Genomic DNA, 18,081 nt, shown 5'->3' on the forward strand with positions numbered 1-18,081 from the left:
TCCTCGTTCTCAAAACACCGGCGAAGGTGGCGTCATATAGCTTGACGATCAAGAGCGCCGTTCCGCTTTTTTGTCGCGGCCGAGCCGTGTAAGTCTCGATTGTCAATCAAGGGGCAGGATCTGAAATGCGCGTCATCTATTCCGAAGACCACAAGCTGCGCGATGCCAAAACGGAACTGCATGCCGGCCAACTGGTGACGCCCTTCGAGGCGCCGTTCCGTGCCGAATGGATCCTGGCGGCGGTCAAGGAGGCGGGCTTTACCGACGTGGTGGCGCCCGATGCGCACGGGCTGGAAACGGCGCTGAAGGTGCATGATCCCGCCTATCTGGATTTTCTCGCCAGCGTCTGGGATCGCTGGGTGGCCGCCGGCTTCACCGGCGAGGCGATCGCCAATTCCTTTCCCGTTCGCCGCACCAGCCAGCGCGTGCCCGACAATATCGTTGGCGCGATCGGCCATTATGCCAATGCCGCCGACACCTCGATCACCAAGGGGTCCTACGAGGCGGCGATCGCCTCCATGCGCTGTGCCGTCACCGGCGCCGACTGGCTGGCCGAGGGCAATCGTTTCGCCTTTTCGCTCTGCCGCCCACCCGGCCACCATGCCGGCATCGATCTCTTCGGCGGCTACTGCTTCATCAACAATGCGGGCGTCGCCGCACAGCGGCTGCGCGATCATGGTGCGGCGAAGGTTGCGGTGCTGGATGTCGATTTCCATCATGGCAACGGCACCCAGGATCTCTTCTATCACAGAGGCGATGTCTTCACCGCCTCTCTGCATGGCGATCCCATGCACGCCTTTCCCTATTTCCTCGGCCATGCCGACGAGGAAGGCGAGGGGGAGGGCGTTGGTGCCAACCGCAACTATCCAATGCCACCGGGCACGCCCTTTGATGTCTGGTCTTCGGCGCTAAACGATGCGCTGGCGCGGATCAAAGACTTCGGCGCCGAGGCGATCGTCGTGGCGCTTGGGGTCGATACCTTCGAGCGCGATCCGATCTCCTTTTTCAGCCTGACTTCCGATGATTTCACCCGCATGGGCGCGATGATATCAGCCGCCGGCCTGCCGGTGCTGGCCTGCATGGAGGGCGGTTACGGCGTGCCGGAAATCGGCATCAACGTCGCCAACGTCCTCAAGGGTCTGGAAGCCTGATCACTGCCGATGACCGATGAGACAGTTCCCTCCGACATCCCGACACCCCGCATGCTGAGCTGGGCGCGCAATTCCGCCATCTATCGCCTGGAGCGGCGGATGATGACGGAAAAGCAGCTGTTTGACGCCATCACCCGCAAGGCGAAGGAGAAATTCGATGATATCAGCGCGGCGCAAGTGAAAGCCGTTGCCGATTTCGCCGTCAAATTTGCCTATGACAACAAGGTGCTCGACGATAGCGCCTATGCGGAGATCAGCACCCGCTCTGCCGTGCGCGGCGGCAAATCAAAACGCGCGATCGCCCAGAAACTTGCCGTCAAGGGCGTCTCCAGCGACAAGGTCGAGGCAGCACTTGAGCAGGCCGACGATCTCTATGCGGCCGCGATATTTGCCCGCAAACGCGCCTTCGGCCCTTTCCGCCGGGTCGAGCTCGACGACAAGCGAAAGGCTAAAGAGCTTTCAGCCTTCGCCCGCAACGGCTTCAGCTTCGACATCGGCAGGAGGGTCTTCGACATGAGCTTCGAAGACGCCGAAGAAGTCATCCTTGCTGGCCGCCGGTGATATTGCATCACCATCGGCGATCGCCTGGTTAAAGCGTGAACTCGATCTCCCGCATCACCTGTTGTTTCCTGGCATTCCCCAGCATCAGCGCTCTTGATCCCGGCATGAAAAGTTTGAATTTGGTTCTCCCCCGTCTTCGGCTTAGAACCGCGCCAGGATCGGGGGCCACATGGACATCAAGACTATCGAGACCGGGACGGATGGCGCAGCTTTGATGCCGCAGCCGGGTATGGCGTCGTCTTCGGGCGGCCTGGCGGCCGGTGTCGCGATGTGCCTGATGTCGATGTCTTCGATCCAGTTCGGCGCGGCGCTGTCGTCCCCGGCCATTGCGATCTATGGCGTTGCCGGCGCCACCTGGCTGCGGCTTGCTTTCGCGGCGATCATCCTGGCCGTTGTCGTCAGGCCTTCACTCCTGCGTTATAGCGGCGCCCAGTGGCGGGCGACCCTGCTGCTCGGCACGACGACCGCCGCCATGACGCTGTGTTTCTTCGCGGCGATCCAGCGGCTGCCGCTCGGCCTGGCGATCGCCATCGATTTCCTCGGGCCGCTCTCGGTCGCCGTCTTCGGCTACGGCCTGACCTGGCGCCTGCTCTGGCCGTTGATTGCTGCGGCCGGCATCCTCTTCCTCGCCCATGACGGCGAAGGCTGGGTCGGCAATCTCCCCGGCGTCCTCTTCGCTCTCGGCTCGGCTGTGGGATGGGCGGTCTATATCCTGCTGACGAAGAAGGTCGGGGCTGCCTTCAAGGGGCTGGAAGGCCTGTCGATGTCGCTGATCGTTGCCGGCCTCGTCGCAACCCCCTTCGGCCTTGCCGAGACAGGCGGCGCCTTCACGTTGAAGGGGCTGGCGGAGGTTCTCGGCCTCGCCATCCTCGTACCGCTCTTGCCCTATGCGCTGGAGATGGTGGCGCTGCGGCGCATGCCGTCGGCCTCCTTCGGCATCCTGATGAGCCTCGAACCGGCGCTCGGCGCGCTCGCCGGCTTTCTGATCCTGGCCCAGCCGATGACCGCGCTGCAGATGCTGGGTACCGCGCTCGTGGTGGCGGCCAGCGCCGGCGCCACCGCCTCGGCGGCGAAAACTTAGCATAAAGATTTAGAATATAGATCAGGCGGGTGTGCGCTTGGGATCGTCGAGCGCCGGATTGTAGAACAGCGAAAGCGTCAGGCTCTTGGCGATCCGCTCCGCCGTCGCCATGAACCAAGCCTTGGCCTCCGGCGATGGAGCGATGTCGTCCAGCGTTGCGGCAAACAGCGACAGCCATTTCGGAAAGAGCTCAGGCGTCAGGTTTGCAACACCTGTATGCGCCTGCACCGGCTTGCCGCCATAGGCGCCGCTGCGGAAGGCGACGGCCGACCAGAAGCTCTTCATCTTCGCCATATGCTGCGGCCAGCGGCCGGATAGCCTGGCGTCGAACACCGGGCCGAGATCGGGATGCGCCAGCACGCGGGCGTAGAAAGTCTCGACCAGCCTATCGATGAAGGCTTCGTCGACGCCCATTTCCCGCATTTCGGCCTCCGCCCTTTCGCGGATCGCCGCGATATGGGCGGGGCGGCCCTGAATGTCATTGTCCATTCGAAAACCCCGGCGCCGCGTGATGCGGCAGCCCTCATATAGGTGTTTATCGCAACGAGCCAAAGTCGTCCGTGCCCGCTTGCGGCAATCTGTCAGCATTCTTCCCCGCGCCCTTGACCGTCATCGCCTGCTTCTTTAGATTTAGAATAATTCTAAATTTTGGAGAAAGTCATGCTGGCGCGGTTTTTCAGATCCTCGAAACGATCTTTCGAATCACTGTCCGAGCAGGAGATCCTTGCCCTCGGGATTGCCTCCGAGGAAGACGATGCCCGCATCTATCTCGCCTATGCCGACAGGTTGCGTCGCGAATTTCCGGCTTCGGCCAAAGTCTTCGAGGATATGGCCGAGGTCGAGGATACGCATCGCAAGTCGCTCATCGAAATCCATCGCCAGCGCTTCGGCGAGCGCATTCCGCTGATCCGGCGCGAACATGTGCAGGGCTTCTACGAGCGCAAGCCCGACTGGCTGAGGGCAAATCTTTCGCTGGACGCGATGCGGCAGGAATCCGAGGCGATGGAGGAGCAGGCCTATCGTTTCTATGTCGAGGCGGCAAAGCGGACCTCGGACGCCTCGACGCGTGAGCTTCTCGGCGATCTCGCCCTTGCCGAACAGGGGCATGAAGATATCGCCCGCATGCTGGGCGACAAACATACGCCTGAAGACGTCAAGCGCGGCGAGGACGAGACGGTGCATCGGCAATTCGTGCTGACCTATGTGCAGCCGGGTCTTGCCGGGTTGATGGATGGTTCGGTCTCGACGCTGGCGCCGATCTTCGCCGCCGCCTTTGCCACGCAGGATACCTGGCAGACCTTTCTCGTCGGCCTGTCGGCCTCCGTCGGCGCCGGTATCTCGATGGGCTTCACCGAAGCCGCCCATGACGACGGCAAGATTTCCGGCAGAGGCTCGCCGGTCAAACGCGGCCTTGCCTGTGGCATCATGACCGCGCTCGGCGGCCTCGGCCACGCGCTGCCCTATCTGATCCCGCACTTCTGGACGGCAACGATCACCGCCGCCATCATCGTCTTCTTCGAACTCTGGGCCATCGCCTTCATCCAGAACCGCTACATGGAAACCCCCTTCCTGCGCGCCGCCTTCCAGGTGGTGCTCGGCGGCGGTTTAGTGCTCGGCGCGGGGATATTGATTGGCAACGGGTGAGTTGCGATCGGCGAAGCCGAGCAATCGATTCAGTGAATCGATTGCAGCGACGAACGCCCTGAGCCCAAAGCGAAGGGCCGGGAGACGGTGTGGCATCCCAAACCAACAAAACGAAAAAGGCCGGCAAACCGCCGGCCTTTCCATATTCTCTGTTGACCCTTAGCGCAGCGCGCCGACCAGAACGTCGCGGCCGTTCTCGATGGTGACCCAGCGGCCGGAATTGTAGCTCGACTGGCGCTTGACGAAGGAATAGGGCGTGCCGAACCACGGCTTGACGTCGGAGGCGAGGTTGTCGAGCACGAAATCGCCCTCGGCGGTGCGCAGCGTCAGCACGGCATGGCCCTCACCATCCGGCTTGCGCACGACGGTCATCAGCAGGTCGGCGGCCGAAAAGCCGCGCTGGATCAGCATGCGACGCTTCAGCAGCGCGAAATCCTCGCAGTCGCCGGCGGTGGTCGGATAGGCCCAGACTTCGTCCTTGCCGTAGATTTCCTTGTCGGTCATCGGCGTGATCGTGCGGTTGACCGTGGCGTTGACCGAGCGCACCAGCGACCACTTTGCCGGGGTCATTTCAACCGGGCCGGCGTTGCGGTTTGCGCCGCATTCATTGCGGTGGATCTGACAGAAATCATAGTGCCCGATGGGCTGTGAAGTGGCATTGCCCGTTACCATTGAAGCATTTCTGCTTGGGGCCGGTATGGCGGCCGTTGCCATCGCAAATACGGCCATCATGGCCACAAAGACACCCTTGATCCGCACGCCCGCTCTTTCCTTGCATCGCCCCTTATTTATTAACAAAGTGTTAATGGAGAGGGCCGGAAAGAGTCAATCGTTACTTATTGGGAGGACCTTGCGACCCGCCGACATGGTTAAAATGCAACGGGTTGGGAACCTGCATCAGGCGAATTTATACGCCGATGCCATTCAGGCGGGCATCTGCCTATTTGTTGATGAACGGATGATGCCTTTGACGGCGCTCAAGAGAAGCGCGATATCGCCGGGGCGCGACAGGCGGTGGTCGCCGTCGCGGATGAAGGTCAGCACCACGTCGTCGGCGGGAAGGTGTTCGACCAGTTTCATCGCATGTGCATGCGGCACGTCGGGGTCCTTCATGCCCTGGAGGATGTGCACCGGGCAGCCTGTCTCGATGATGCCGTCGAGCACCCGGTTTGCGCGGCCGTCCTCGATCAGCGCCCTGGTATAGATGTTCGGTTCCGGGCTGTATGGCGAACGCTCTTCGAAATAGCCGCGCTCGGCCAGCGACTTGCGCTCCTTGGCCTTGAGGTTCGGCTCGATCAGCTCGGAGGTGAAGTCGGGTGCGGGTGCGATCAGCACCATGCCTGCAAGCTTTGGGCCCTCGAGCTTCGGGCCGCCTTGCCGCGCAAGCTCCTGCGCCAGCCTGAGCGCGATCCAGCCGCCCATCGAGGAGCCGACGAGGATCATCCGATCGGGGGCGATATGGCGGATGACGGCAAGCGCCTCCTCCAGCCAGCGCGAGATCGTGCCGTCGCCGAAGCTGCCGCCGGAAAGTCCGTGGCCGGAATAGTCGAGGCGGATGCAGGCGACGCCCAGTTCCGCCGCCAGCCCGTCGAGTTCCACCGCCTTGGTGCCGCTCATATCGGAGCGGTAGCCGGACAGCCAGACGAGCGTCGGCGCGCCATTGCCGGCCTGCGCCGGGCGGACGATCATGGCGATCTCACGCGCTGCTTCGCCTTCGCCGACCGTCAAGAACTGCGGCTGGGCATCGGGCATCTGATCGGACATCGGCGAAACTCCTATTGTTTTGGCCTATAAAACAGATTCTTGGCAGGCTGACAGCGGGTGATTTTTCCGCTAAAGGATGATATTGACTCCGTTGCAGCGATGACGCGACACGTTTGTGCACCCTGATTGGGAGCGCGATGCTGCAACGTTCCGAAACAACGCGAGGAGAATACGACCATTCGCAGACCTTTTAAAACCGACGCGCCCGTGAAGGACGGACCGCGCTCGAACCGTGAAATCCGCATTCCCAAAGTTCAGCTGATCGCGGCTGACGGACAGAATATGGGCGTCGTGCCTACCGACCAGGCCTTGAAGATGGCGGAAGAAGCCGGCCTCGATCTCGTCGAAATTTCCCCCAATGCCGAACCGCCGGTGTGCAAGATCCTCGATCTGGGCAAGCTGAAATATGCCAACCAGAAGAAGGCTGCCGAGGCGCGCAAGAAGCAGAAGATCGTCGAAGTCAAAGAAATCAAGATGCGCCCGAACATCGACACCCATGATTATGAGGTGAAGATGAAGGCGATGGGTCGCTTCTTCGATGAAGGCGACAAGGTCAAGGTGACGCTGAAGTTCCGCGGCCGTGAAATGGCCCACCAGGAACTCGGCATGAAGCTTCTGCAGCAGGTCAAGGCCGATACGATCGAGTTCGCCAAGGTCGAAGCCGAGCCCAAGCTCGAAGGCCGTCAGATGATGATGGTGCTGGCGCCGAAGTAAGCGCCAGGCACTTTTTCGCCCAAGGCCGTCCGCAAGGGCGGCTTTTGTGCTTTCTGCCCTTATTGCTTCAAGAAGGGTGTTTTCGGAGGTTGCGAAGATTCCTCCGCGGCCCCGTTGCACTTTCAGGACGCTGCGGTTATAAGCGCGCGTCCGAACTGACCGGCAGGGCATGCCGTGGCAGTTTCGAATGCTTGCGGAACGGTTCGTCGCCGATGCCGCGGATCAACAACAAACGCTCCCGCACCTTGTTGCGACGGCCGGAGAACCGGACTTCGCGAGAAGGGCTTTTTTGATAAAGCGCGCAGGGAGGACAGAAGGAGTAGCAAAATGCCCAAGATGAAGACGAAGTCCTCTGCCAAAAAGCGGTTCAAGATCACCGCGACCGGCAAGGTCAAGGCTGCCGCTGCCGGCAAGCGCCATGGCATGATCAAGCGTACCAACAAGTTCATTCGCGATGCACGTGGCACCATGGTTCTCGCAGAACCGGATGGCCGCAAGGTTATCAAGAATTACCTGCCGAACGGTCTCTGAGACTCGTCCGCGAACGCTAGATTTAAGGAGATCATGATATGGCACGTGTAAAAAGAGGCGTCACCTCTCACGCCAAGCACAAGAAGGTTCTGAAGGCCGCAAAGGGCTTTTACGGCCGCCGCAAGAACACCATCCGTACCGCCAAGGCCGCTGTCGACCGTTCGAAGCAGTACGCCTACCGCGACCGCAAGGTCAACAAGCGCAACTTCCGTGCGCTTTGGATCCAGCGCATCAACGCCGCTGTGCGCGAATTCGGCCTGACCTACGGCCGCTTCATCGACGGCCTGAACAAGGCTGGCATCGAAGTCGACCGCAAGGTTCTCTCCGACATGGCGATCCACGAGCCGGAAGCATTCGGCGCGTTGGTCAACGCTGCCAAGAAGGCTCTTGAGTATCTCAAGGAAGCCGGCACGGCGAACGAGTTTGAAGGCGCGGTCAAGTAACCAGCGCTTCCCAAGCTTTGAATTTTTGATTTTGGGAAACCCGCGCTGGTTTGGGCTAGCGCGGGTTTTTCTTTCTTTATATTCCTGGCGCCGGCCGGCGCCGCCTGCCTCCCGATCGCCCGCCTGATACTGGACGGAAAGAAGTGACAATGTCAGATATCGACCAGCTCAACGCATCGCTGCTCGCCGAAATCGCCGCCGCCAATGACGAGATGGCGCTCGAAGCCGTGCGCGTTTCCGCCCTCGGCAAGAAGGGCTCGATCTCCGAACTCCTGAAGACGCTCGGCGCCATGACGCCGGAAGAGCGCCAGACCAAGGGCGCGGCGATCAACGTTCTGAAGAATGCGGTGACCGAGGCGCTCGCCGCCCGCAAGACAACGCTCAAGCAAGCGGCGATCAATGCCCGGCTGAAGGCCGAGACGGTCGACGTCAGCCTGCCGGTGCGCTCTTCGCCGGCCGAACGCGGCCGCATCCATCCGATCAGCCAGATCGTCGACGAGATCACCGCGATTTTCGCCGACATGGGCTTCTCGATCGCCGAAGGTCCCGACATCGAGACCGATTATTACAATTTCACCGCGCTGAATTTTCCCGAAGGCCATCCGGCCCGCGAGATGCACGACACCTTCTTCTTCAACCCGGATGAGAATGGCGAGCGCAAGGTGCTGCGCACCCATACCTCGCCGGTGCAGGTGCGCACCATGGAGACGCAGAAACCGCCGATCCGCATCATCATTCCCGGCAAGACCTATCGCCAGGACAGCGATGCCACGCATTCGCCGATGTTCCATCAGGTCGAAGGCCTGGTCATCGACAAAAAGGCCAATGTCGCCAATATCCGCTGGGTGCTCGAGGAATTCTGCAAGACCTTCTTCGAGGTCGACAGCGTGACGATGCGGTTCCGCCCGTCTTTCTTCCCGTTCACCGAGCCTTCCTTCGAGGTCGATATCCAGTGCGACCGTTCCGGCCCGATCGTCAAGTTCGGCGAAGGCACCGACTGGATGGAGATCCTCGGCTGCGGCATGGTTCACCCGAACGTGCTGCGTTACGGCGGCCTCGATCCGGACGAATATCAGGGTTTTGCCTGGGGCATGGGCCTCGATCGCATCGCCATGCTGAAATACGGCATGCCCGACCTGCGCGACTTCTTCAACGCCGACGTCCGCTGGATGACGCATTACGGCTTCCGCCCGCTCGACATGCCGACGCTGTTCGGCGGCCTCAGCGCTTGAACGGAGAATTGGGACGATGAAATTCACGCTCTCCTGGCTGAAAGAGCATCTGGAAACGGATGCCGGCCTCGATGAAATCTGCACGCGCCTCACCGAAATCGGGCTGGAGGTCGAGGATGTCGACGACAAGGCGGCATTCAAGCCCTTCGTCATCGCCAGAGTTGTCTCGGCGGAAAAACATCCGCAGGCCGATCGTCTGAAGGTGCTTATGGTCGATACCGGTTCCGGCGCGCCGGTGCAGGTCGTCTGCGGCGCGCCGAATGCGCGCGCCGGCCTCCTCGGCGCCTTCGCAGCACCCGGAACCTATGTTCCCGGCATCGATGTGACGCTCGCCGTCGGCAATATCCGCGGCGTCGAAAGCCGTGGCATGATGTGCTCCGAAAAGGAGCTTGAGATTTCCGACAGCCACGATGGCATCATCGATCTGCCCGAGGATGCGCCGGTCGGTCAGAGCTATGCGGCTTATGCCCATCTCGACGATCCGGTCATCGAGATCAACCTGACGCCCAACCGGCCGGATTGCACCTCGATCCACGGCATCGCCCGCGATCTCGCCGCTTCCGGCCTTGGCACGTTGAAGACGCGGCCCGCACCGTCCTTCGCCGTCGAAGGCGAGACGCCGGTGAAGCTGACGCTCGATCTCGACGATCTCAAGCTTTGCCCGGGCTTTGCGCTGCGCCTGGTGCGTGGCGTCAGGAATGGCCCAAGCCCGCGCTGGATGCAGCAGCGGTTGATCGCCATCGGGCTGCGGCCGATCAACGCGCTTGTTGATGTCACCAATTACATGACCTTCGATCAGGGCCGGCCGATCCACGTCTTCGATGCCGCCAAGATCAACGGCAACCTGACCGTCCGCCGCGCCGTCGATGGCGAGACGGTGCTGGCGCTCGACCAGCGCGAATACAAGCTCTCGCCGAACAACGTCGTCATCTCCGATGACGATGGCATCGAATCGATCGGCGGCATCATGGGTGGTGAACATTCCGGCTGCGACGAAAACACCGTCGACGTGCTGATCGAATCCGCTCTCTGGGACCCGATGAACATCGCCAAATCAGGCCGCAGCCTCGGCATCATCACCGATGCCCGCTACCGCTTCGAACGCGGCGTCGATCCGGAATATATGGTCCCCGGTCTCGAACGCACGACGGAATTGGTCCTGGAGCTGTGCGGCGGCACGGCTGCCAAGGCCGAGGTCGTCGGCTACGAGGGTTACCAGCCGAAGATCGTCGATTTCCCCTATTCCGAGGTCAAGCGCCTGACGGGCCTCGACGTTTCGAATGACGAAAGCGACACGATCCTCACCCGTCTTGGTTTCAAGGTTCTTGGGAATAGCGATATCGGCTCTTCGTCTGTCCGAGTCGCCGTTCCGTCCTGGCGTCCCGATGTCGACGGCAAGGCCGATCTCGTCGAGGAGGTCATGCGCATTCACGGCGTCGACAATATCAAGCCGGCGCCGCTCGAAAGCCATGCGGCCGTCAACGGCAAGATCCTGACGACGCTGCAGATCCGCACCCGCCTCGCCAAGCGGGCGCTGGCGGCGCGCGGCATGCTCGAAGCCGTCACCTGGTCCTTCATTCCGGAAGACCAGGCCAAGCTGTTCGCCGGCGGTTCGCCTGCCCTCAAGCTTGCCAACCCGATCGCTGCCGAAATGTCGGATATGCGTCCCTCGCTGCTGCCGGGCCTCTTGACCGCTGCCCAGCGCAATGCCGACAAGGGTTATGCCGACGTCGCCCTGTTCGAGGTCTCCGGCACCTATGAGAACGACAGGCCGGACGGCCAGCGCCGGGTGGCCGGCGGCATCCGCCGCGGCACGGCCTCGCTTGCCGGCGCAGGCCGCGCCTGGTCGAACGCCGCCAAGGGCGGCGGCAAGCCGGTCGATGTCTTCGACGCCAAGGCCGACGCGCTCGCCGTCATCGAAGCCTGCGGCCTGCCGATGGGCAATATCCAGATCGAGCAGGGCGGGCCGGAATGGTATCATCCGGGCCGCTCCGGCACGATCAAGATGGGGCCGAAGGTCGTGCTCGGCTATTTCGGCGAATTCCATCCGCTGACGCTGGAAGCGCTCGATGTCTCCGGCGCGCTCTGCGGCTTCGAAGTCTATGTCGACGCCATGCCGGACGCCAAGCGCAAGGCGACGCGCACCAAGCCGGCGCTCGAACTGTCGCCCTTCCAGGTGGTGCGGCGCGACTTCGCCTTCGTCGTCGACAAGACTGTTGAAGCCGGCGCCATCGTCAAGGCGGCGACCGGCGCCGACCGCAAGCTGGTGACCGGCGTCAATGTCTTCGACATTTTCGAGGGCGCATCGGTCGGCGACGGCAAGAAGTCGGTGGCGATCGAGGTTCAGATCCAGCCGGTCGAGCGCACGCTGACGGATGAGGATTTCGAGGCGCTGACGCAGAAGATCGTCGCCAGCGTCACGAAATTCACCGGCGGCGTCCTCAGAAGCTGAGCTTTACAGCCTTCGACAAAAGACAATGGACCGGTCGCGATAGCGGCCGGTCTTTTCACAGATGCAGATGGAAGAGTTTGCTGACGATCATCCAGCGGCCGTCGATCTTCAGCAGCGAGAGATAGTCGGTAAAGCGCATTCCGGCGAAATCGTCGGTCACCTTGACGCTTGCCGCATCGCCTTCGACATCGACGCTCTGGATATCCATGTAGGGCTGCGTGCCGGGCGGCGCCGGCTCCTCCGCCAGGATCGCAGCGATGAACTCGTCCCGCGTCAGCCATTCGACGGCATTCTCATAATGACCGATGATCGCGCTTTGCGGATGAAAGGCCTTTTTCAAGGCTGCCTCATTGGCGAAGGCCATGCCTTCGACATAGAGATGAACCGTCTGTTCGACTGCCTGCCTGTCCGACATGTTTTCATCCCGTTCTCCGAGATGGCGTTAGATAGTTTCGCCAATCCCGAAGACAAGCCCGGCCGGTTGCATCAGGCCGGGCTTGCCCGCTCACAGGTTTGTCATCGCAAGCGAGGCGTCCGAATAACGTTTGCCGGCAACCTGCCCGGCCGGGATGATCTCTTCAAGCCGCGCAAGTTCCGCCGGGCTGAGCACGATATCGGCGGCCGCGGCGTTCTGTTCGAGATGGTGAAGCTTGCGGGCGCCGGGGATCGGCACGATGTCGTCGCCCCGGCTTAACACCCAGGCCAGCGCCAGTTGCGCCGCCGTCACGCCCTTTTCGCCGGCAAGCCGCTCGAGTGTTGCGACGAGGGCGGCATTGGCGTCGAAATTTTCCGCCTGGAAGCGCGGCACCTGGCGGCGGAAATCGTCCGCGTCGAGATCCTCCGCCTTGCGGATTGCCCCGGTCAGGAAGCCGCGGCCAAGCGGACTGTAGGGCACGAAGCCGATGCCGAGTTCGCGGCATGTCGCAAGCACCTCCTCTTCGGGATCGCGCGTCCAGAGCGAATATTCGCTCTGCAGGGCGGCAATCGGATGGACCGCATGGGCGCGGCGGATCGTGGCGCTGCCGGCTTCCGAAAGCCCGAGGGCGCGGACCTTGCCTTCCCTGACCAGTTCCGCCATGGCGCCGACGGTCTCCTCGATCGGCACGTTGGGGTCGACCCGGTGCTGGTAGAGGAGGTCGATGGTCTCGATGCCGAGGCGTTTCAGCGAGGCCTCGGCGACATCACGCACATGCTCGGGGCGGCTGTCGACGCCGGTGATGGCAGCGGTGCCCGGCTTGCTGGCATCGATCTTGAAGCCGAATTTGGTGGCGATCACCACGCGGTCGCGGAACGGCTTCAGCGCTTTGCCGAGAAGAACCTCGTTGGTAAAGGGGCCGTAGACCTCGGCGGTGTCGAAGAAGGTGACGCCGAGATCGATGGCGCGATGCAACGTCCTGATCGATTCCGCATCGTCGCTGGCGCCATAGGCAAAGCTCATGCCCATGCAGCCAAGGCCGACGGCAGAGACCGTCAGTTCGTTTCCGAGTTTCCGGGTTTTCATGATGCGCTCCTTTTGAGCTGATTGTGAACCGCTTGATCGCTTGCGGTACGGGCAGACCATATTCCTGGCGCATCAATCAGAAAATACATGCAGTTTCTAACAGGCTGTTCTATCATTTCGATCAATGAACAGAACACAGCTCTCGCAACTCGCCGTTCTTGCCGCCGTCTCGGAACATCGCAGCTTCCGAGCTGCGGCGAAGGAACTCCTCGTCGCGCCCTCGGCCGTCAGCCATGCGATCTCCAGCCTCGAGGAAAGTCTGGGTGTCAGGCTTCTGGCGCGCACCACCCGCAGCGTCGCGCCGACCGAGGAGGGTCGCCTGCTGCTCGAAAGACTGCGGCCGGCGCTCGAAGAGATCGGCATTGCCTTGGAGGCCGTCCGCGACACGCGCGGCAAGCCCGCCGGAAATCTGCGCATCACTGCGCCGCGTTTCGCCTCCGATATCCTGCTTGCCCCTCGCCTCGGCGACTTCCTCAACCTCTATCCCGATATCACTTTGGAGATCGCCAACGAGGACGGCTTCACCGATATCGTCAAGGAGGGTTTCGATGCCGGCATCCGGCTGGAGGAGAGCCTGGAGGCCGATATGATCGCGGTCAGGATCTCTCCCCATCTGACGACGGTGATTGCCGCTTCGCCCGATTATTTCGAGCGCTATCCGAAACCGGAGCACCCGCGCGATCTCGTCCGTCACCGCTGCATCAAGCGGCGCTTCACCAATGGCTCGATCTATCGCTGGGAATTCGAGAAGGATGGGCAGGAACTGGTCGTTTCGGTCGACGGGCCGCTGATCGTCAGCGAGGATCGCCTCGCCTTGCTGGCAGCGCTGAACGGCGCCGGTCTTGCCTATCTCTTCGACATGCGGGTGCACGCCGAGCTGGCGGCCGGCAGTCTGGTGCGGGTGCTGGAGGATTGGTGCGCGCCCTATCCCGGCCCGTTTATCTACTATCCCACCCGGCGGCAGATGCGCCCGGCACTGCGCGCCTTCATCGATTTCTTCAAGCTTGCCGAGAAGGATTCGGGCGGCCGATAAATATTGGGACAGCCGCCCGTTGGCATCATGTCATCAGGCAGCTTTCGCCTTCTGGTTTGCTGCTGTCGTGGCGAGCTGGGAGAGGGTCTTGTCGGTGGCCGTTTCTTCCTGCAGCGTCTGGTCGAGCAGGCGGACGGCATCCTTGAGGCCGAGCGTTGCGGCCCAGGTCTTCAGCGTGCCGTAGCGGGCGATTTCATAATGTTCGACGGCCTGGGCAGCCGAGATCAGACCGGCATCGAGGGCCGATGTGCCCTTGAATTCCTCCATGATTTCTTCGCCCTCGGCCAGAATGCCCTGGATCGCCTCGCAGGTTTTGCCCTGTGCGCGTTTGCCGATCAGTTCGAAAACCTGCTGCAGCCGCTCGACCTGAGCTTCGGTTTCCTCACGGTGTTTTTCGAAGCCCGCCTTCAGTTCGGTGGATTGTGCGGCGCGCGCCATCTTTGGCAGGGCGCGCAAAATCTGCCGTTCGGCAAAGTAGATGTCCTTGAGTGTGTCGTGGAATAGATCTTCCAACGTCTTTTCCTTGGCCATTTTCTCGATCCTTGTTTTGGGAAAAACCGCGAATGCGGCGACACATTAAGAAGCGAGGATCGCGCTAATTGTTCCCGATCGATTTCGGGTGGACTGGAAAAGGGCTCCAGGCGATGATTCCGGCCATCGGTATGGGAGGAAGATAACGTCATGCGAAAGCCGGGTTCGATGAAGGGGCTGGAAGATCTTGGCCGCGTAAGGCTGTCGCAAAACTTCTTCCTTCGCGATTTCCTGCACTCCGAAATCGCCGATTTCTACCGCATCCCCAACATCCCCGAGGATCCCGATCTGGCGATCGAGGCAGGCAAGAGGCTCTGCGAGGAATTGCTGGAGCCGCTGCAGGCGACGTTCGGGCGCCTGCATATCCGCTCCGGCTATCGCTCGCCGGGGGTGAACAGGTTTGGCAACGAGAACAATCTGAACTGCTCGACCAATGCCGCCACATCAGCGCATCACATCTGGGATATGAGGGATTTTGACGGCTGCATGGGTGCTGCGGTCTGCATTGTCGTGCCATGGATGCTCGACCGCTACCGCGATGAAAGCGACTGGCAGCGGCTCGCCTGGTGGATTCACGACCACCTGCCTTATGCCTCGCTCTGCTTCTTCCCGAAGCTCTGGGCCTTCAATATCCAGTGGCACGAACGCCCGAAGCGGGTGATCCAGAGTTATGTCAGGCCACGCGGCATCCTCACCAAACCGGGCATGGCCAATTGGGAAGGCGATCACGCCGCTGTCTACGAAGGTTTTCCCCCGCTCAGAAACTGATGCCCCGCTCAGAAACTGATGCGGTAGCGGATGTGGCCGTCGCTTTCGACATAGCTGTCGTAGAGTGCCCGCGCCGTCTTGTTCTGCTCGCTCGTATGCCAGTAGAGCCGCGACCAGCCCTTGGCTTTCGAGGTGGCGATGAGATCGTCGATCAGCGCCCGCCCAAGGCCCTTGCCGCGCGCATCGGCATCGACGAACAGGTCTTCGAGATAGCAGTCTCTGCCGCGGATCCACGTGCCCTCATGCGTGAGATAGAGTGCAAAGCCCATCATCCTGCCATCGACCTCGGCGACGCGCATCGAAATTGCCGACGCCGGATCGAAGACCCGGCGCCATGTCTGATCGGTGATATCGGCATCGACCGTGACGTCGTAAAAGGCGAGATAGGCCGCCCAGAGCTCGCGCCAACGGGCTTCGTCCTCGGGGCGGGCATCGCGTATGGTCGCGGTCATGGGCTCTCCCTTTCTTCAGCCGCCGGCTTCGTCGAGCAGCGCCATCGCATCATCGGAAAGCGCCAGTGTCGCCGATTTCACCAGGCTTTCAAGCTGCGAAAGGCTGGTGGCGCTGGCGATCGGTGCCGTCACGCCCTTCTTGCGCAGCAGCCAGGCGAGCGAAATTTCCGCCGGGCTGGCGGCGGTCTCGGTCGAAACCTTGTCGAGCGCGGCCAGGATGCGCAGGCCCTTGTCGTCGAGATATTTCGAAACCCGGCCCTCGCGTGCGCGGCCTTCCGTATCGGCCTTGCTGCGGTATTTACCGGTGAGAAAGCCGGCGGCGAGGCTGAAATAGGTGATGACGCCGATATCCTGGGCGATGCAGAGCTCGGCGAGTGGCCCTTCGAAGCTTGCGCGCTCATAGAGATTATATTCCGGCTGCAGGACGTCGTAACGCGGCAGGCCGGCCTTTTCGGCCGCGTCGAAGGACGCCTGGAACAACTTTGCATCATAATTCGAGCAGCCGATGGCGCGGATCTTGCCCTGCTGCTTCAGCTTGGCATAGGCGCCGAGCGTTTCCTCATGCGGCGTATCGGCATCCGGCCAATGCGAGAGATAGAGGTCGATATAGTCCGTCTGCAGCCGGCGCAGCGAATCCTCGACCGCCTTCAGGATATAGGTCTCCTTCAGCGTCTTTCCCTGTCCCATGTCGGAGCCGACCTTGGTGACGATGACGGCCTTGTCGCGGGAAACCCTTGCCTGCCTCAGCCAGCGCCCGATGATTTCCTCGGAATCGCCGCCCTTGTTGCCCGGAACCCATGCGGAATAGACATCGGCCGTATCGATCGTGTTCAGGCCCGCATCGAAGAAGGCGTCGAGAATGGCAAAGGATGTTTTCTCGTCGGCCGTCCAGCCGAACACATTGCCGCCGATGACGATCGGCGCGACCGAAAGACCTGTTTTTCCAAGCCGGCGCATTTCCATGACGCTCTCCAGTAAGGTGATGTGATTGAAATCGCGGATACGGCAGAACGCCGCCCTCGCCCAAACTTAGCGCGATCGGCGCGTGAGGAAAGGCAAACTTCCGTGATTTGAGGTCTCACCATTGCGCCGCAGCGAAGGCCTGCATATGGTTCGCCGAAATCAGTTCTGGGAGGCTTGGATCATGCTGCGTTTCGGTATCATTTCAACGGCGAGGATCGGCCGCGACAATGTCATTCCCGCGATCCAGGATGCGGAGAATTGCGTCGTTACGGCGATTGCGAGCCGTGATCTCACGCGCGCAAGGGAGGTGGCCGACCGCTTCTCCGTGCCGCATGCCTTCGGCTCCTACGAGGAGATGCTGGCCTCCGACGTCATCGACGCCGTCTACATCCCGCTGCCGACCTCGCAGCACATCGAATGGTCGATCAAAGCCGCCGATGCCGGCAAGCACGTGCTCTGCGAAAAGCCCATAGCGCTGAAAGCCGACGATATCGACGAAGTGATCGCCGCGCGCGACCGTAATCGGGTGGTGGTCACCGAAGCCTATATGATCACCTATTCCCCGGTCTGGCAGAAGGTCCGCGCGCTGATCGCCGAGGGCGCGATCGGTTCGCTCCGCCATGTGCAGGGCGCCTTCACCTATTTCAACCGCGACCCCGCCAATATGCGCAACGTTCCCGAGCTCGGCGGCGGCGGCCTGCCCGATATCGGCGTCTATCCCGTCATGGGCACGCGTTTTTCCACCGGCAAGGAGCCGCTCAGGATCCAGGCGGTCACCGAGCGCGATGCGGATTTCGGCACGGATATCTATTCGAGCGTCAAGGCCGATTTCGGCGATTTCGATCTGAGCTTCTATATCTCGACGCAGATGGCCAACCGCCAGGTCATGGTCTTCCACGGCACCGACGGCTACATCGAGGTCAAGTCGCCGTTCAACGCCAATCGCTGGGGGCCCGAGGAGATCGAGCTTGCCAACCGCAGCCACACCGAATCGCGCATCTTCCGCTTCCAGGACAGCCGCCAGTACAGGCGGGAGGTCGAGGCCTTCGCCCGGGCGGTGACGAACGGCAAGGAAGAGATCGTCACGCTCGAAAATTCGAAGCTGAACCAGAAGGTGATCGACGCGATCTACCGGGCCAGCGAGAAGGATGGCTGGGAAGCAGTTTAGCGCATAACCCCGAAAATCGAGATCGATTTTCGGAAAGGATTATGCGCCAATTTAAAGTGTTAGAGCGTCCTTTGCGCGTCCTCTTGGACGCG

Annotated in this window: 20 protein-coding genes; 12 read left to right on the plus strand and 8 right to left on the minus strand. The window is 61.6% G+C overall.

The window, feature by feature from the left end; genetic code table 11:
• Positions 1 to 125 precede the first annotated feature (125 nt).
• The 3 genes from NE851_RS11295 to NE851_RS11305 all read left to right on the plus strand — a co-directional run bounded on the left by NE851_RS11295 (position 126) and on the right by NE851_RS11305 (position 2,793).
• Complete coding sequence (locus tag NE851_RS11295; RefSeq protein WP_097594986.1) at positions 126 to 1,151, plus strand: histone deacetylase family protein; 1,026 nt, start codon at positions 126 to 128, stop codon at positions 1,149 to 1,151.
• 9 nt (positions 1,152 to 1,160) lie between these two features.
• Positions 1,161 to 1,712, plus strand: a complete 552-nt coding sequence (gene recX / locus NE851_RS11300) for a recombination regulator RecX (RefSeq protein ID WP_254960420.1) — start codon at positions 1,161 to 1,163, stop codon at positions 1,710 to 1,712.
• Between the two features lie 169 nt (positions 1,713 to 1,881).
• Complete coding sequence (locus tag NE851_RS11305; RefSeq protein ID WP_097543158.1) at positions 1,882 to 2,793, plus strand: EamA family transporter; 912 nt, start codon at positions 1,882 to 1,884, stop codon at positions 2,791 to 2,793.
• Positions 2,794 to 2,814: 21 nt separating this feature from the next.
• Here the strand turns inward: NE851_RS11305 and NE851_RS11310 are convergent, their stop codons facing one another.
• Positions 2,815 to 3,282 carry a group III truncated hemoglobin gene (locus NE851_RS11310; protein WP_028757873.1) on the minus strand — a complete coding sequence of 156 codons (468 nt, stop codon included), beginning with the start codon at positions 3,280 to 3,282 and terminating at the stop codon, positions 2,815 to 2,817.
• Positions 3,283 to 3,453: 171 nt separating this feature from the next.
• Here NE851_RS11310 and mbfA point away from each other — a divergent pair, with 171 nt between their 5' ends.
• Positions 3,454 to 4,437, plus strand: a complete 984-nt coding sequence (gene mbfA / locus NE851_RS11315; RefSeq protein WP_028757872.1) for an iron exporter MbfA — start codon at positions 3,454 to 3,456, stop codon at positions 4,435 to 4,437.
• Between the two features lie 159 nt (positions 4,438 to 4,596).
• Here mbfA and NE851_RS11320 read toward each other — a convergent pair whose 3' ends face one another.
• The gene (locus NE851_RS11320) at positions 4,597 to 5,196 is read right to left on the minus strand and encodes a transglutaminase-like cysteine peptidase (RefSeq protein WP_097543159.1); all 600 of its coding nucleotides are present in this window, start codon (positions 5,194 to 5,196) and stop codon (positions 4,597 to 4,599) included.
• Between the two features lie 165 nt (positions 5,197 to 5,361).
• Positions 5,362 to 6,201 (minus strand): alpha/beta hydrolase, encoded by an 840-nt coding sequence (locus tag NE851_RS11325; protein WP_097543160.1) that lies wholly within the window; start codon positions 6,199 to 6,201, stop codon positions 5,362 to 5,364.
• Positions 6,202 to 6,378: 177 nt separating this feature from the next.
• On the opposite strand from NE851_RS11325, the gene infC reads away from it, so the two are divergent.
• From infC to pheT, 5 genes are all read left to right on the plus strand, one after another.
• Positions 6,379 to 6,915 carry a translation initiation factor IF-3 gene (gene infC, locus NE851_RS11330; protein WP_080759946.1) on the plus strand — a complete coding sequence of 179 codons (537 nt, stop codon included), beginning with the start codon at positions 6,379 to 6,381 and terminating at the stop codon, positions 6,913 to 6,915.
• Positions 6,916 to 7,242: 327 nt separating this feature from the next.
• The gene (gene rpmI / locus NE851_RS11335) at positions 7,243 to 7,446 is read left to right on the plus strand and encodes a 50S ribosomal protein L35 (RefSeq protein ID WP_003570998.1); all 204 of its coding nucleotides are present in this window, start codon (positions 7,243 to 7,245) and stop codon (positions 7,444 to 7,446) included.
• 38 nt (positions 7,447 to 7,484) lie between these two features.
• Positions 7,485 to 7,889, plus strand: a complete 405-nt coding sequence (gene rplT / locus NE851_RS11340; protein ID WP_027682113.1) for a 50S ribosomal protein L20 — start codon at positions 7,485 to 7,487, stop codon at positions 7,887 to 7,889.
• Between the two features lie 149 nt (positions 7,890 to 8,038).
• Positions 8,039 to 9,121: a phenylalanine--tRNA ligase subunit alpha gene (pheS, locus tag NE851_RS11345; RefSeq protein WP_063474843.1), complete on the plus strand. Its 1,083-nt coding sequence runs from the start codon at positions 8,039 to 8,041 to the stop codon at positions 9,119 to 9,121.
• A gap of 16 nt (positions 9,122 to 9,137) precedes the next feature.
• Positions 9,138 to 11,573, plus strand: a complete 2,436-nt coding sequence (pheT, locus tag NE851_RS11350; RefSeq protein WP_254960453.1) for a phenylalanine--tRNA ligase subunit beta — start codon at positions 9,138 to 9,140, stop codon at positions 11,571 to 11,573.
• Positions 11,574 to 11,628: 55 nt separating this feature from the next.
• On the opposite strand, the gene NE851_RS11355 is transcribed toward pheT, so the two are convergent.
• Together NE851_RS11355 and NE851_RS11360 are read right to left on the minus strand one after the other, a co-directional pair.
• On the minus strand, positions 11,629 to 11,988 hold the full coding sequence (locus NE851_RS11355) for a nuclear transport factor 2 family protein (RefSeq protein WP_028757866.1): 360 nt from the start codon (positions 11,986 to 11,988) through the stop codon (positions 11,629 to 11,631).
• 90 nt (positions 11,989 to 12,078) lie between these two features.
• Positions 12,079 to 13,074, minus strand: a complete 996-nt coding sequence (locus tag NE851_RS11360) for an aldo/keto reductase (RefSeq protein ID WP_063474841.1) — start codon at positions 13,072 to 13,074, stop codon at positions 12,079 to 12,081.
• 124 nt (positions 13,075 to 13,198) lie between these two features.
• Here NE851_RS11360 and NE851_RS11365 point away from each other — a divergent pair, with 124 nt between their 5' ends.
• The gene (locus tag NE851_RS11365; protein ID WP_047617531.1) at positions 13,199 to 14,107 is read left to right on the plus strand and encodes a LysR family transcriptional regulator; all 909 of its coding nucleotides are present in this window, start codon (positions 13,199 to 13,201) and stop codon (positions 14,105 to 14,107) included.
• Between the two features lie 33 nt (positions 14,108 to 14,140).
• On the opposite strand, the gene NE851_RS11370 is transcribed toward NE851_RS11365, so the two are convergent.
• Positions 14,141 to 14,638, minus strand: a complete 498-nt coding sequence (locus NE851_RS11370; protein ID WP_028757863.1) for a YciE/YciF ferroxidase family protein — start codon at positions 14,636 to 14,638, stop codon at positions 14,141 to 14,143.
• A gap of 150 nt (positions 14,639 to 14,788) precedes the next feature.
• Between NE851_RS11370 and NE851_RS11375 the strand changes: the two genes are divergently transcribed.
• Positions 14,789 to 15,406, plus strand: coding sequence for a hypothetical protein (locus tag NE851_RS11375; protein ID WP_048338480.1), 618 nt, complete (start codon positions 14,789 to 14,791; stop codon positions 15,404 to 15,406).
• Between the two features lie 8 nt (positions 15,407 to 15,414).
• Here NE851_RS11375 and NE851_RS11380 read toward each other — a convergent pair whose 3' ends face one another.
• On the minus strand, positions 15,415 to 15,858 hold the full coding sequence (locus NE851_RS11380) for a GNAT family N-acetyltransferase (protein WP_048338481.1): 444 nt from the start codon (positions 15,856 to 15,858) through the stop codon (positions 15,415 to 15,417).
• Between the two features lie 15 nt (positions 15,859 to 15,873).
• On the minus strand, positions 15,874 to 16,821 hold the full coding sequence (locus NE851_RS11385; protein ID WP_048338482.1) for an aldo/keto reductase: 948 nt from the start codon (positions 16,819 to 16,821) through the stop codon (positions 15,874 to 15,876).
• A 181-nt stretch (positions 16,822 to 17,002) separates the two neighbouring features.
• Between NE851_RS11385 and NE851_RS11390 the strand changes: the two genes are divergently transcribed.
• Entirely contained in the window at positions 17,003 to 17,989 is a 987-nt protein-coding gene (locus tag NE851_RS11390; protein WP_097543258.1) for a Gfo/Idh/MocA family protein, read from the plus strand.
• The last annotated feature ends 92 nt before the right edge of the window (positions 17,990 to 18,081 follow it).

The sequence above is a fragment of the Rhizobium anhuiense bv. trifolii genome, from assembly GCF_024346605.1.
GTDB lineage: Bacteria > Pseudomonadota > Alphaproteobacteria > Rhizobiales > Rhizobiaceae > Rhizobium > Rhizobium anhuiense.